Annotated in this window: 10 protein-coding genes; 4 read left to right on the top strand and 6 right to left on the bottom strand. The window is 72.3% G+C overall.

Features of this window, described 5'->3' with window-relative positions; genetic code table 11:
* Nucleotides 1-139: 139 nt before the first annotated feature.
* Nucleotides 140-964, bottom strand: coding sequence for a TetR family transcriptional regulator (locus tag ACFZDC_RS09890; protein ID WP_391321985.1), 825 nt, complete (start codon nucleotides 962-964; stop codon nucleotides 140-142).
* 184 nt (nucleotides 965-1,148) lie between these two features.
* A complete protein-coding gene (locus tag ACFZDC_RS09885) occupies nucleotides 1,149-2,954 on the bottom strand; it encodes a 3-hydroxybutyryl-CoA dehydrogenase (RefSeq protein WP_391321983.1) in 1,806 nt (601 codons plus the stop codon).
* A gap of 380 nt (nucleotides 2,955-3,334) precedes the next feature.
* Between ACFZDC_RS09885 and ACFZDC_RS09880 the strand changes: the two genes are divergently transcribed.
* Complete coding sequence (locus ACFZDC_RS09880) at nucleotides 3,335-3,916, top strand: adenylosuccinate lyase (RefSeq protein WP_391321981.1); 582 nt, start codon at nucleotides 3,335-3,337, stop codon at nucleotides 3,914-3,916.
* Nucleotides 3,917-3,923: 7 nt separating this feature from the next.
* On the opposite strand, the gene ACFZDC_RS09875 is transcribed toward ACFZDC_RS09880, so the two are convergent.
* The 4 genes from ACFZDC_RS09875 to ACFZDC_RS09860 all read right to left on the bottom strand — a co-directional run bounded on the left by ACFZDC_RS09875 (nucleotide 3,924) and on the right by ACFZDC_RS09860 (nucleotide 7,709).
* Nucleotides 3,924-4,448: a GNAT family N-acetyltransferase gene (locus tag ACFZDC_RS09875; protein WP_391321979.1), complete on the bottom strand. Its 525-nt coding sequence runs from the start codon at nucleotides 4,446-4,448 to the stop codon at nucleotides 3,924-3,926.
* Nucleotides 4,449-4,467: 19 nt separating this feature from the next.
* Nucleotides 4,468-4,890: a Rid family hydrolase gene (locus ACFZDC_RS09870; protein WP_391321977.1), complete on the bottom strand. Its 423-nt coding sequence runs from the start codon at nucleotides 4,888-4,890 to the stop codon at nucleotides 4,468-4,470.
* Between the two features lie 55 nt (nucleotides 4,891-4,945).
* Complete coding sequence (locus ACFZDC_RS09865; RefSeq protein WP_391321976.1) at nucleotides 4,946-6,508, bottom strand: alpha/beta fold hydrolase; 1,563 nt, start codon at nucleotides 6,506-6,508, stop codon at nucleotides 4,946-4,948.
* 136 nt (nucleotides 6,509-6,644) lie between these two features.
* Nucleotides 6,645-7,709, bottom strand: a complete 1,065-nt coding sequence (locus ACFZDC_RS09860) for an Rv2578c family radical SAM protein (protein ID WP_391321974.1) — start codon at nucleotides 7,707-7,709, stop codon at nucleotides 6,645-6,647.
* 133 nt (nucleotides 7,710-7,842) lie between these two features.
* Here ACFZDC_RS09860 and ACFZDC_RS09855 point away from each other — a divergent pair, with 133 nt between their 5' ends.
* From ACFZDC_RS09855 to ACFZDC_RS09845, 3 genes are all read left to right on the top strand, one after another.
* Entirely contained in the window at nucleotides 7,843-8,286 is a 444-nt protein-coding gene (locus tag ACFZDC_RS09855; RefSeq protein ID WP_391321972.1) for an SRPBCC family protein, read from the top strand.
* A 153-nt stretch (nucleotides 8,287-8,439) separates the two neighbouring features.
* Nucleotides 8,440-10,848: a DHA2 family efflux MFS transporter permease subunit gene (locus ACFZDC_RS09850; RefSeq protein WP_391321970.1), complete on the top strand. Its 2,409-nt coding sequence runs from the start codon at nucleotides 8,440-8,442 to the stop codon at nucleotides 10,846-10,848.
* A gap of 154 nt (nucleotides 10,849-11,002) precedes the next feature.
* Nucleotides 11,003-13,492 (top strand): SpoIIE family protein phosphatase, encoded by a 2,490-nt coding sequence (locus ACFZDC_RS09845; protein ID WP_391321968.1) that lies wholly within the window; start codon nucleotides 11,003-11,005, stop codon nucleotides 13,490-13,492.
* Nucleotides 13,493-13,621: the final 129 nt, after the last annotated feature.

Genomic DNA, 13,621 nt, shown 5'->3' with positions numbered 1-13,621 from the left:
GAGGGGCAGTGGGATTTTCGGTGAAGATCCCGAGAGTCTGGGTCATCCTTTGGAAAAGGTTCGAAAAGCTACTGTTCTTCGAACATAAAAAACGGACCGGTACCGTGGTTTTCTCGGTACCGGTCCGTGCGCCGTGCGGTCAGGAGCGCTCCTTGAGCGCCTCCTCGATGGTCCGCATGACCTTGTCCAGCGGGGCGTCCGTGCGGGCGACCGTCACCAGCACCTCGCCGTGCGCGGAGACCGTCGCCGGGACAGTGGCGGCGGCCGGCCCGGGCGCCGAGCCGCGCCCGGCGCCGATGCCGCTGCCGAAGGTCTTGCGCACGATCGCGAAGGCGTGGTCGAGCTGGGCCTCCACGTCGCCCTGACCGCCGGCGCGCAGCCAGCGCCTGAGGACGTGGTTGTGGGCGGTGACGACGGCGGAGGCGGCGACCTCGGCGAGCAGCGGGTCGTCGTTGGCGTCGTCGGCGTGCGCGTGCTCGTCGAAGTGGCCCAGCAGATAGCGGGTGAACAGACGCTCGTAACGGGCCACCGAGGCGATCTCGGCCTCGCGCAGGGTGGGCACCTCGCGCGTCAGCTTGTAGCGGGCCACCGAGATCTCCGGCCGGGCCGCGTACATCTTCATGACTTCCTTGATGCCGCGGCACACCGTGTCGAGCGGGTGCTCGTGCGCGGGGGCGGCGTTGAGCACCGCCTCGGCACGGATCAGCGTGTCGTCGTGGTCCGGGAAGATCGCCTCTTCCTTGGAGCGGAAGTGGCGGAAGAAGGTGCGGCGCGCGACCCCGGCCGCGGCCGCGATCTCGTCGACGGTGGTCGCCTCGTACCCCTTGGTCGCGAACAGTTCCATCGCTGCGGCCGCCAGCTCTCGGCGCATTTTCAGCCGCTGGGCGGCGGCGCGACTGCCTGCGGCACTTTCCGGCGCGTCGGGCGTGGCTGGTGTACGTGAGGACTTGGCGGGCTGGGACATGACCCGAACGTACTGCATGTCCGCAGCTGGATGCGCAGGTCCGGGGTTTCCCCCGCCCGTGGGGGGCGGGGGATTGCCGGGTCGGTCGGGCGGGGGGCCGTCGCGCCGGGCGGGCGGCGGATACCCGTGGGGATCCAGCAGCCCGCCCCAGTCCGTCTCCGTGCGGGACCAGTCGCCGACGCCGTCAGCGGCGGGCATACTCGCGGAAGCCGCGGCCGGTCTTGCGGCCGAGGCAGCCCGCGGCCACCAGGTGCTCCAGCAGCGGGGCCGGGGCCAGACCCGGGTCGCGGAACTCGCGGTGCAGCACCTTCTCGATGGCGAGCGAGACGTCCAGGCCGACGACGTCCAGCAGCTCGAAGGGGCCCATCGGGTAGCCGCCGCCGAGCTTCATCGCCGCGTCGATGTCGTCCAGGGAGGCGTAGTGCTCCTGGACCATCTTCACCGCGTTGTTGAGGTACGGGAACAGCAGCGCGTTCACGATGAACCCGGCGCGGTCGCCGCAGTCCACCGCGTGCTTCCTGACCTTCGCACAGACCTCGCGGACGGTCGCGTGGACGTCGTCGGCCGTCAGGACGGTGCGCACGACCTCGACCAGCTTCATCGCCGGGGCCGGGTTGAAGAAGTGCATGCCGATCACGTCCTGCGGGCGCGAGGTGGCGCGGGCACAGGCGACCACGGGCAGCGAGGAGGTGGTGGTGGCGAGGACCGCGCCCGGCTTGCAGACCTTGTCCAGCGTCGCGAACAGCTGCCGCTTGACCTCGAGGTCCTCGGCGACCGCCTCGACGGCCAAGTCGACGTCGGCGAAGGCGTCGTAGGAGCCGGCCGGAGTGATCCGGTCCAGGGTCTGGGCGGCGGCCTCGGCGGTCATCCGGCCCTTGTCGACGGAGCGGCCGAGCGACTTGCCGATCCGGGCCTTGGCGGTCTGGGCCTTCTCCTCGCTGCGGGCGGCGAGGACGACCTCGTACCCGGCCTTGGCGAACACCTCGGCGATGCCGGACGCCATGGTGCCGGACCCCGCCACCCCGACGGAGCGGACGGGACGGCCCGCGACCCCCGTGCTTCCCTCCACCGGCGTCAGCGCGTCCGGCACGACCGTGGCGCTGCCGGGAGCCTCGTAGGTGTAGAAGCCGCGCCCCGACTTGCGGCCGGTCAGGCCCGCCTCGCTGAGCTGCTTCAGGATCGGGGCGGGGGCGTGCAGCCGGTCGCGGGACTCGGCGTACATGGCCTCCAGGACCGTACGCGCGGTGTCGATGCCGACCAGGTCCAGCAGGGCGAGGGGGCCCATCGGGAGCCCGCAGCCGAGCCGCATCGCCGCGTCGATGTCCTCGCGGGAGGCGTACCTGGCCTCGTACATCGCGGCGGCCTGGTTGAGGTAGCCGAACAGCAGCCCGTCCGCGACGAACCCGGGGCGGTCGCCGACCGCGACCGGCTCCTTGCCCAGCTCGATCGCGAGGTCGGTGACGGCGGCGACGGCCTGCGGCGCGGTCAGCACCGAGGAGACGATCTCGACCAGCTTCATCGCCTGGGCGGGGTTGAAGAAGTGCAGTCCGAGCACACGCTCGGGGCGCGCCGAGTCGGCGGCGAGGCGGGTGACGGACAGGGCGTTGGTGCCGGTGGCGAGGATCGTCTCCGGGCGGACGATGCCGTCCAGTTCGCGGAAGATCCGCTGCTTGGTCTCGTACGACTCCGGGGCCACCTCGATGACCAGGTCGGCGTCGGCCGCCGCGCGCAGGTCGGTGGCGGTGCGGACCCGGGCCAGCACGTCGGCGCGCTCCTGCTCGGTCAGCCGGCCGCGCTCCACGGCGCGGGCGGTGGCGGTCTCCAGGACGGCGACGGACCGCGCGGCCTGGGCCTCGCTGATGTCGATGCCGATCACCTCGCGGCCGGCCTTCGCGAGGACCTCGGTGATGCCGGTGCCCATGGTGCCGAGGCCGACGACGGCGATCGTCTTGAGCGGGGACAGAGGGGTGTCGGACAGGGGAGTGGCCATCGCGGGACTCCAGGAATGAGGGTGACGACTAGGAACGCGCCGGGTGCGCCGGAAGGCGCACACCGGAGCGGAAGGGAGTGCGGGTGTTGTCGGGCTGCGAGCGCACACGCCCGGTGCCGGCGCCGCGGGCGTGCACACGCCCGGGAGCGGCTGTATCCGACCGGCCCTGTCCCGGAGCCGGGTCGTACTGCGGTACCGAGGTACCGAACCGACCACTGCTCACGACGGCTGCGTCACCAAACCGTCGTCAGCGGATGTGCGAGGGGGTGACCTCGCTCGTCTGAGCTTAACCGGCGAGTAACGAGCACGCCAGCCCTGAGCCCTCACCGAGTTTGTGATGTAGCTCCCTCCGCGGTCGCACCCCGCCTACGCTGGTCGCCGTGGACGAAGAGTTGCGATCGCTCACGGAGCGCTTACGGCAGGAGTCGTGCGGCTCGGCGGCGTACGACCGGCTGCTGGCGACCGAGGACCACGACGAACTGGCGGAGGTGCTCACCGCGCCCGGGCAGCCGCTGTGGGCCAGGGAACTGGCCGCGTTCCGGCTGGGCCTGGCCGGCGACCGGCGGGCCTTCGAGTCCCTGGTCCTGCTGCTCAACCACCGCGACCCGCCGCGCTGCGCCTCCGCCGCCCACGCCCTCGCCCGCCTCGGCGACCCGCGCACGGCCCGCGCGGCCGCCGCCCTCGCCACCAACGAACTGCGCGTCGCCTACGCCCTGCACCCGGTACGGCTGCTGGTCGAGCTGCGCGCCCCCGAGGCCGTACCGGCGCTGATCACCACGCTGGAGCGGCGGCTGCGCCCGCACGACCCGTACCGGAGGGTGGCCCTCGCCTGCGTGGAGGGCCTGGGCGCCCTCGGCGACGGCCGGGCCCGCCGCGTCCTGACCGAGGCCCTCGCGCATCCGGCCCTCGCCGAGGCGGCGGTGCACGCGCTGGCGCGCATCCCGCGGCAGAAACAGGGGTGATGCCGGGTCAGTCGCGCAGCGCCCTGGCGTAGCGCACCTCGGGGACGGGCACGCCGTCCACGTCGAAGGGCTCCTCGGTGCCGTCCGCACGGAAACCGGCCCGCTCGTAGAAGAGGCGGGCCCGCCTGTTCTCCTTCAGGACCCACAGGAACATGCGCGGGTACCGGGAGCACCGCTCGACCGACTCGGCAAGCAACGCCCGCCCGATGCCACCGCCGAGGTGCACGGGATCGACGTAGATCGCGTACAACTCGGCGTCCCCGGTGCGCACCTCGCCGTCCCGGTACGGCCCGTGCGCGGCCCAGCCGACCACCTCTCCGTCCCGCTCGGCGACCAGGTTGACCACGGCGCCGTCCCCCTGCGCGAACCAGGTCCGCCGCCGCTCGGCGTCCCGCGCCACGCTGAGCGCGTCGAGGTAGGGCTGCGGCATGAGCCCCTTGTAGGCGTGCTGCCGGCCGCGGATGCGGATTTCCGAGACGCGGTCGCAGTCGACGAGGCTCATCGGGCGTATGTGCGGGAGTGGGGCGTCCATGGCGGCACCCTAGGGCCCTTCAGGCAACGTTCGCCCGTGATTGTTCGCCGACCACCGCGAGCGCCTCGACCTCCATCAGGAACTCCGGAGCGACCAGCGCGGCCACCTGCACGGCGGAGGCCGCCGGAAGGCGGCCGTCGGGTATGTGCGCGGCGCGGGCCGCGCGGCTCGCCAGCGGGTACGCCATGTCCGTGACGAAGCAGGTCGGTTTGACGACGTGCTGGAAGCCGGCCCCGGCCGCGGCCGGACAGCGCCTCAGGTTCTCGAACACCTCACTGGCCCGCGCGGCCGGATCAGCCACGCCGACCGGCTTGCCGTCCTCGTCCAGGGCGAGCTGGCCGGAGACGGCCACGAAACGGCCGGTGGCGGTGACCGCGTGGCTGTACCGGGCCGCGGGGGCGACCCCGGCGGGGGCGGGGATCCGGGCCGGTTGGTCGCACATGGCCCCATGGTGAACCACGGGTCCGACAACGCCCCCGGCGGGCCGGTGAGGTTGGCTACCGGCGGAAACCCAGCAGGCGGTGCAGGGCCGAGCCGCGGGACGACGTCGAGGCCGCCTTGGCCGTCAGCGGCTTCGGATCCGGGGACTTCCGGCACACCGCGTCGGCCACCGAGGTGCCGTGCGGGACCGTGCCGTCGGTCAGGTAGGCGGCCAGATACCTGTCCAGGCAGGCGTTGCCGCTCAGACTGATGCCGTGGTTGCCGCCGCCCTCCTCGACCACCAGGCTGGAGCGGGCCAGCAGCCGGTGGGCCGTGACACCGCCGGGATACGGGGTCGCCGCGTCGCCGGTCGCCTGGAACAGCAGCGTCGGCGGCAGCTTGCCGTTCGCGATGTTCACGGGCTTGACGGTGTCGATCGGCCAGAACGCGCAGGGTGCGTTGTACCAGGCGTTGTTCCAGGCCATGAAGGGTGCCTTCTCGTACACCGCCCAGGTGTCCGCCCGCCACCGGTTCCACGAGCGCGGCCAGGCGGCGTCGCGGCACTGCACCGCCGTGTAGACGCTGTATCCGTTGTCGCCCGAGGCGTCCACGGCGGCGAACTTCTCGTACGCCTTCACCAGCGGCTCGGTCTCCTTGTCGTGGACGTAGGCCGCGAATGCCTCGGCGAGGTAGGGCCAGTAGCCGTCGTAGTAGCCGCCAGGGATGAAGGTGTCCTCCAGCTCGGCGGCGCCGACCCTGCCGTCCGCGGGCTTCTTCGCCAGGGCCGCCCGCATCGCGTACCACTCGGCCTCGACCCGCGCCGGGTCCGTGCCGAGGTGGTACGCCGAGTCGTATCTGGCGATCCACGCCATCAGCGCGCGGTGGCGGTCGTCGAAGGCGTAGTCCTGGCCGAGGTTGTCCGCGTACCAGACGCCTGTCGGGTTCACGATCGAGTCCAGCACCAGGCGGCGGACCCGCTCGGGGAAGAGCTTCGCGTAGACCGCGCCGAGGTAGGTGCCGTAGGAGTAGCCGAAGTAGTTGATCTTCTGCGCGCCCAGGGCCTGCCGGATCGCGTCCATGTCCCGGACCGCGTTGACGGTGGTGATGTACGGCAGCACGTCCGCGTGCGTACGGCCGCAGGCGGCGGCGAAGGACTGCGCGCGCTTCAGGTTCGTCTGCTCCAGCGCGCTCGTCGCGGGCACGGTGTCGGGGCGCACCGACGTGAAGTGACGGGGCGAGCAGTCCAGGGCCGGCGTGCTCCTGCCCACCCCGCGCGGGTCGAAGCCGATGACGTCGTACTGCGCCGCCACGCTCCTGGGCAGCGCCGAGGCGACGTATCCGGCGAGCGTGAGACCGCTGCCGCCGGGGCCACCGGGGTTGACCAGCAGGGGGCCCTGGGAGGTCTTCGCGGTGTGCGGGACGCGGGACAGGGCGAGTGTGATCTGCCTGCCGGACGGGTGCGCGTGGTCCAGCGGCACCTTCACGGACGCGCACTGGAGCGTCGGGTAGTCCCTGGTTCCGCACTTCTTCCAGGTGAGCGCCGCCGCCGGGGCCGGGGCGGCCGCCCCGGCGGGCGGGGCCGTGACCGAGCCCGCCACCATGGCGGCGGCTGCGCACAGCAGGGCTGCGCGTGTTCTCATGGGGCCTCCCGGGACGGAGGGTGGTGCGAACCGCGAGGGTCACGGTTCTCGCCGCATCGTCCCGGAGACAGGGCCCTGATGAACCCGTTCTGTCAGTACTTGACCCGATTGGGTCGAGGGATGCCCTCCAACGCTCTCACATGAGGGTGAGTTGGGTCGGTTCGGACCCGGCCGGGGTCTCGTCGGCCTCCGGGGGCTGCGCCGGCCGGATGCGCCGGGCCATCCCCGCGCGCGAGGGCCCGATGCCGTACTCCTGGGCCAGTTCGTGCACCTGACGGGTGATCCGGCGCTGGTACCACCTGGGGGCGTAGGCGCCCTCCGCGTACAGCCGCTCGTAGCGGCGCACCAGGTGCGGGTGGTGCCGGCCGAGCCAGGCCATGAACCACTCCCGGGCGCCGGGCCGCAGGTGCAGCACCAGGGGCGTGACGGATGTGGCTCCGGCCGCCGCGATCGTCCGTACCGTCTCCCGCAGTTGCGCCGGGTGGTCGCTCAGGAACGGGATGACCGGCGCCATCAGCACCCCGCAGCCGATCCCGTGCTCGCCGAGGGTGCGTACGACGTCCAGGCGCCGCTCGGGGGCGGGCGTGCCCGGCTCCACCGTGCGCCACAGCTCGGTGTCGGTGAAGCCCACGGAGACCGAGATGCCGACGTCCGTCACCTGGGCCGCCCGGGTCAGCAGGTCCAGGTCGCGCAGGATCAGCGTGCCCTTGGTCAGGATCGAGAACGGGTTCGCGTGCTCGGTGAGGGCCGAGATGATGCCCGGCATCAGCCGGTAGCGGCCCTCGGCACGCTGGTAGCAGTCGACGTTGGTGCCCATCGCCACGTGGTCGCCCTGCCAGCGGCGGGAGGCCAGCTGGTGGCGCAGCAGCTCGGGCGCGTTCACCTTCACCACGATCTGGGAGTCGAAGCCGAGTCCCGTGTCGAGGTCCAGGTAGCTGTGCGTCTTGCGGGCGAAGCAGTAGACGCACGCGTGCGTGCAGCCGCGGTAGGGGTTCACCGTCCACTCGAACGGCATGCGCGAGGCACCCGGCACCCGGTTCAGGATCGAGCGGGCCCGTACCTCGTGGAAGGTGATCCCCCGGAACTCGGGCGTGTCGAAGGTGCGGGTGGTGACGGCGTCCGCGCCGAACAGCGCGGCATCGGCGGCCCGGCCGTGGCCGTCGGGGTCTGCGGATTCCACGGTGAGGTTCTCCCAGCGCATGACGCCTCCTCGGTAGCGCTCGCCACAGAATAGAACATACGTTCCCATAATCGTGCGACCCCGATTTGGGCGGCCGGGCGCCGGGGTGATTGGCTTGCCCCAACCCCGAGAAACCAGGTCCTGGAGGAACGCAATGGCGCAGGTCGAGGCCACTACGGAGCGGGTCGTCGCGGCGGACGCGGAGAAGGTGTTCGACGCCCTCGCCGACTACCGCGGCACGCGGCGGAAGCTGCTGCCCGAGCACTTCAGCGAGTACGAGGTGCGCGAGGGCGGCGACGGCGAGGGCACCCTCGTCCACTGGAAGCTCCAGGCCACCAGCAAGCGTGTACGCGACTGCCTCCTGGAGGTCAGCGAGCCCACCGACGGCGAGCTGGTCGAGAAGGACCGCAACTCCTCCATGGTCACCACCTGGCGCGTCACCCCGGCGGGCGAGGGGAAGTCCCGGGTCGTCGTCACCACCACCTGGAAGGGTGCCGGCGGCATCGGCGGATTCTTCGAGAAGACCTTCGCGCCCAAGGGCCTCGGCCGGATCTACGACGCGGTGCTCGCCAACCTCGCGCGCGAGGTCGAGGCGTAGGCCCAAGGGCGGCCCGGCGGAGGGGTGTTGCACCCCTCACCGGTTCGGGTGGATCTCCATCCCGTTCGGGATTGTGCCGTAACTCGCCGTACTTGATCGCAGTTGTCGCCTTACGCGGGAAATGTGAGACAGGTGCGACGAGGGGAGCGGTACGTGGGCGGGACGACTCTGGTGCAGCACGAGCCGGTCGTGGCACCGGCTCCGGTGCGGGCCCTCGCCACACCCCCACCACCGGCCCCGGCCGCCGAACTCGGCGCGCGGCGCGTACGGTTGGTCTTCGTCGGGCTGATGCTGGCGCTGCTCCTCGCCGCGCTGGACCAGATGATCGTCGCCACCGCGCTGCCGAAGATCGTCGGTGAGCTGCACGGCCTGGACAGGATGTCCTGGGCGATCACCGCCTACCTGCTCACCTCCACCATCGGTCTGCCGCTGTACGGCAAGGTCGGCGACCTCGTCGGCCGCAAGGGCGTCTTCCAGTTCGCCATCCTGGTCTTCGTCGTGGGCTCCGCGCTCGCCGGCCGGGCGCAGAGCATGGACCAGATGATCGCCTTCCGCGCCGTCCAGGGCGTCGGCGCGGGCGGGCTGATGATCGGCGTGCAGGCGATCATCGCCGACATCGTGCCGCCCCGGCAGCGCGGCCGCTACATGGGCCTGATCGGCGCCGCCTTCGGGCTCGCCTCCGTCGCCGGCCCCCTGCTCGGCGGCTACTTCACCGACCACCTCTCCTGGCGCTGGTGCTTCTACATCAACGTGCCCTTCGGCCTGCTCACCCTGGCCGTCGTCACCGCCGTCCTCAAACTCCCCAAGCCGCAGGTCCGCGGCCGCCTCGACGTGCTGGGCGCACTGCTGCTCGCGGCGGCCTCCACCTGCCTGGTGCTGCTGACCAGCTGGGGCGGCACCGAGTACGCCTGGGACTCGCGGGAGATCCTCGGCCTCGGCGCGGGCGCCCTCGCCGCCACCGTGCTCTTCCTCGTCGCCGAGCACTTCGCCGCCGAACCCCTCATCCCGCTGAGGCTGTTCAGGGACTCCGTCTTCAACGTCACCGGCCTGGTCGGCCTGGTGATCGGCGTCGCCCTGTTCGGAGCCGCCAGCTATCTGCCGACCTTCCTGCAGATGGTGGACGGGGCCAGCGCCACGGAGTCCGGGCTGCTGATGCTGCCCATGATGGCCGGCATCGTCGGCGCCTCGATCATCGGCGGCCAGTTGATCAGCCACACCGGCCGCTACAAGATCTTCCCGGCCCTCGGCGGCGCCGTCTCCGCCGTCGGCATGTGGCTGCTGTCCCGGCTCGAGGCCGACACGCCCCGGCTGCAGTACAGCGTCTGGATGGCCGTACTGGGCGCCGGCATCGGCCTGGTGATGCCGGCGCTGGTGCTCGCCGTGCAGAATTCCGCGCGCCCCGCCGACCTCGGCACCGCCACCAGCGCCAACACCTACTTCCGGCAGATCGGCGGCAGCGTCGGCGCCGCCGTCTTCGGCACCCTCTTCGCGGACCGGCTCACCGACGCCCTGCGCCGGGAACTGCCCCCGCGCGCGGGCGCCCGGCTGCCCGACCCCGAGTCCCTCACCCCGCAGCTCGTGCACGCGCTGCCGCCGGCCCTGCGCGACGCCTACATCCGCGCCTATGCCGACGCGATGCCCCGGATCTTCCTCTACCTCGTCCCGGTGCTCGCCCTCGGCCTGCTCATCGCCTTCTTCCTCAAGGAGAAACCGCTGGTGTCCCACCACGCCACCGAGACGGAGCCCGCCACCATGAACGCCACCATGAACGCCCCCATCCCGCAGGCCCGTTCACCGCACACCGCCGGAATCCCGGTGTGCGGCACGGTCCAGCACCCCGACGGGACCGTGGTTCCCCGCGCGGCGCTCACCCTCATCGACGTCGCAGGCCGGCAGATCGGCCGGGGCGCGAGCGGCGACGACGGACGGTACGCGCTCGCCACACCCGGCTCCGGGCCATACGTGCTGATCGCCGCCGCCGGGGGCCACCAGCCGCAGGCCGTCTCGGTCACCGTCGGCGAGCGGCCCGTCGAACTCGACGTCGTGCTCGGCAGCGCCGGACACCTGGCCGGCAGCGTGCTCACCGCCGACGGCAGCCCCGTACGGGAGGCCACCGTCACGCTCACCAACGTGCACGGGGAGGTCGTGGCGAGCACCCGCAGCGGCCGCGAGGGCGGCTACGTCATCACCGAACTGGTCGCCGGCGAGTACACCCTCGCCGCCAGCGCGCCCGCCTTCCGCCCCGCCGCGCTCCCGGTCAGCGTTCAGGCAGCCCGGGAGACCCGGCAGGACATCGAACTCGCGGGCGGCGCCGTCCTGAGGGGAACCGTCCGGGCGGGCGGCGGCCGCCCCGTGGAGGACGCGCGCGTCACGCTCCTGGACGCCGCCGGCAACGTGGTCGACACTCTCACCACCGGAGCCGACGGAACGTTCCGGTTCGTGGATCTGTCCTCCGGCGAGTACACGGTGATCGCCGCAGGTTACCCGCCGGTCGCCACCGTGCTGCAGGTCGCGGGCGGCGGCCGCACCGAACGGGACCTGCAGCTGGGACACGAGGACTGAGGGGGGCGCCCGCGGGGCGCTGAGCTGCGCGCCGGTGCGATCGGGTGAAACCAATTGCAGGATTGCCACACATCGCGACCGGCCGCCGCCGTACCGTAGTGGCGGGCGGCACAGATCGTTTGCGAACAACCTGTGGGGAGAGAGGGCCGGGGCCATGGACCATGGCAGCGAGCGGGACACACCTCCCGGCCGCGGCGCCGGTGACGGCGCGGAGGGCCGGATTCCGCTGGCCGTGGTGGTCGTCGACGGCGACGGCCTGGTGTCCCACTGGAGCAGCGGCGCGGGCCGCCTGTTCGGCGTGCACCGGGAGGACGCGGTCGGGCGTCCCGCCGCGGACCTGCTGCCGGTCTCCGGCGCGCTCTCGGACGACCTGCACCACGAGGCGATGCCGGACGCCTACGGCCCCTACGAGTCCTTCGACGGGCCCGGCCCCGACCTGGAGGCCTCCCTCGGCGGTCGTACCTCCTACCCGACGGCGGGCCGCGCCCGCCTCTTCCCGCACACGGACGAGCCGCCCGGCGCCACCAAGGGCGACGAAACGGGTGACGAGACGCGGATCGATGTGCTGTGGTGGGCCTATCCGCTGGTCGGTCCGGGGCCTTCCCGGCTGCTGGTGCTCGCCGCCGACGCCACCCGGCTGAGGGAGGAGCGCGGCTACGACGACGAGACCGCCGAGCGGATCTCGCCCGGCTTCGCCCGCCACACCGAACTGCCCGCCTCCGACGAACTGGAGCGCCGGCTCCCCGAGATCCTGCCCAACATGAGCCCCGGAATCAGCGGCCGCATCGTCGCCCAGATCCTCGAGCTCGGTTACCCCGTGCTGGAGTTCAGCCAGTTCGACCGGGTGCCCGTCACCCCGTACTGGGGCGTGCCGCGCCGCCCGGGCCGCAGCCGTCCCGAAGCCGTCGTACCGCAGCAGCGGACCGCGCCCATGATCCCCGCCGGCGCCGAGCACGAGCTCGAGTACGCCGCGGTGCGCGAGCGCCTGGAGTTCCTCAACGGGGTCAGCTCCGGCATCGGCTCCTCGCTGGACCTCGGCGAGACCATCCGCGAGGTCACCAGCGCCGCGGTGCCCCGCTTCGCGGACTTCGCCGGCACCCACCTGCGGGCGGCGGTCCTCGCGGGCGAGGGCTTCCCGGACGGACCGCCGGACGCGAGCACCGTGATGCACCGCGTCTGGGTCGAGCACAACGACGAGCCCGGCCGCTGGGACGACACCGTGCCCGTGGGCGAGGCCTTCGCCTTCCCCGAGCACACCCCGTTCTACAAGTGCATGGTCACCGGCGAACCGGTCCTCGTCCCGAGGGTCACCGAGGAACTGGCCAACCGCATCTCCGGCGAGTTCGAGAAGCGCGATCTCCGGCCGCTCATCACCGGCCGCTCCCTGCTGATCGTCCCGCTCAAGGCGCGCAACGTCGTCCTCGGCTTCATGGTGCTGATGCGCCGCCCCGACCGCGCCGCCTTCGACGACATGGACCGCACCACCGGCGCCGAACTCGCCGCGCGCGCAGGACTCGTGCTCGACAACGCCCGTATGTACACCTACCAGGAGAACGTCGCCGACACCCTCCAGGACAGCATGCTGCCGCAGGTCACCCCGCGGATGGCCGGCTGCGACGTGGCGACCCGCTATCTGCCCGGCACCCGGCTCGGCCGGATCGGCGGCGACTGGTTCGACACCATCAAGCTGCCTGGCTCGCGCACCGCCCTCGTGGTCGGCGACGTCATGGGGCACGGCCTCAACTCGGCCGCCATGATGGGTCAGTTGCGCACGGCCGTGCAGACCATGGCGGCCATGGAGACCCCGCCGGCCCAACTGCTGCGCAACCTCGACGACCTGGCCCGGCGGCTCGGCGAGAACTACCTGGCCACCTGCCTGTACGCGGTCTACGACCCGATCCGCGGCGAACTGCACATGGCCAACGCCGGACACATCCCACCGGTCCTGGTGCGGGCCGAGGACGGTCGCAGTGAACTGCTCGATCTGCCGACCGGCGCGCCCATAGGGGTCGGGGGAGTCCCGTTCGAGTCCACCGTCGTCCGCGTCCGGCCCGGCGACCGGCTGGTGCTGTGCACCGACGGACTGGTGGAGGTGCGCGGTTGCGACATCGGCGAGGGCCTCGCCGCGCTCTGCGAGTCCGCCGCCCACCCCGCGGCCTCGATGGACGACGCCTGCGACACCATCATCCGCGCCCTCAACACCCACGGCGGCCGCAAGGACGACGTCGCCCTGCTCATGGCCCGGCTCAACGGCATCCCCGACGACCATGTCGCCGAGTGGCAGTTCGACGCCGACCCGCGCGAGGTGGCCCGGGCCCGGTGCCTGGTCGGTGACCGGCTGCTGGAGTGGGGCCTGCCGCAGGCGGTGGAGACGGCACAGCTGCTGGTCAGCGAGGTGGTCACCAACGCCGTCCGGCACGGCGGAGGCGGCCGGGTCGGACTGCGGGTGGTCCGCACCGACGCGCTGCTGTTCGAGGTGACGGACGACGAACCGGGCCTGCCCGCGATGCTCGGCGCCGGACCGTACGACGAGTCGGGCCGCGGTCTGCGTGTGGTGACCCGGCTGGCCCGCGAGTGGGGCGCCAGCGCGACCGGGCACCGCAAGACCGTCTGGTTCGAACAGGGCGTCACCGCAAGGCCATGAACAGGGGGGCGCGCGGCCTGCCGCGTGCGCCCCGCGGAGTGGCCGCGGTCCATACATCCGATGAAGGTGACCCCTGCCCCTTGCCCAACGCACGGCCGTCGCGATATCCCGATCACGGAACCGACCGTG

Origin of the sequence: Streptomyces sp. NPDC007905 (assembly GCF_042959345.1) — a bacterium.
In the GTDB taxonomy this organism is placed as follows: Bacteria; Actinomycetota; Actinomycetes; order Streptomycetales; family Streptomycetaceae; genus Streptomyces.
This window is presented reverse-complemented; position numbering and strand designations above follow the sequence as displayed.

Bases quoted from the DNA above. Each gene is read 5' to 3' on its own strand.
- ACFZDC_RS09890 (WP_391321985.1), bottom strand. From the start codon at position 964: ATGTCCCAGCCCGCCAAGTCCTCACGTACACCAGCCACGCCCGACGCG.
- ACFZDC_RS09885 (WP_391321983.1), bottom strand. From the start codon at position 2,954: ATGGCCACTCCCCTGTCCGACACCCCTCTGTCCCCGCTCAAGACGATC.
- ACFZDC_RS09875 (WP_391321979.1), bottom strand. From the start codon at position 4,448: ATGGACGCCCCACTCCCGCACATACGCCCGATGAGCCTCGTCGACTGC.
- ACFZDC_RS09870 (WP_391321977.1), bottom strand. From the start codon at position 4,890: ATGTGCGACCAACCGGCCCGGATCCCCGCCCCCGCCGGGGTCGCCCCC.
- ACFZDC_RS09865 (WP_391321976.1), bottom strand. From the start codon at position 6,508: ATGAGAACACGCGCAGCCCTGCTGTGCGCAGCCGCCGCCATGGTGGCG.
- ACFZDC_RS09860 (WP_391321974.1), bottom strand. From the start codon at position 7,709: ATGCGCTGGGAGAACCTCACCGTGGAATCCGCAGACCCCGACGGCCAC.
- ACFZDC_RS09855 (WP_391321972.1), top strand. From the start codon at position 7,843: ATGGCGCAGGTCGAGGCCACTACGGAGCGGGTCGTCGCGGCGGACGCG.
- ACFZDC_RS09845 (WP_391321968.1), top strand. From the start codon at position 11,003: ATGGACCATGGCAGCGAGCGGGACACACCTCCCGGCCGCGGCGCCGGT.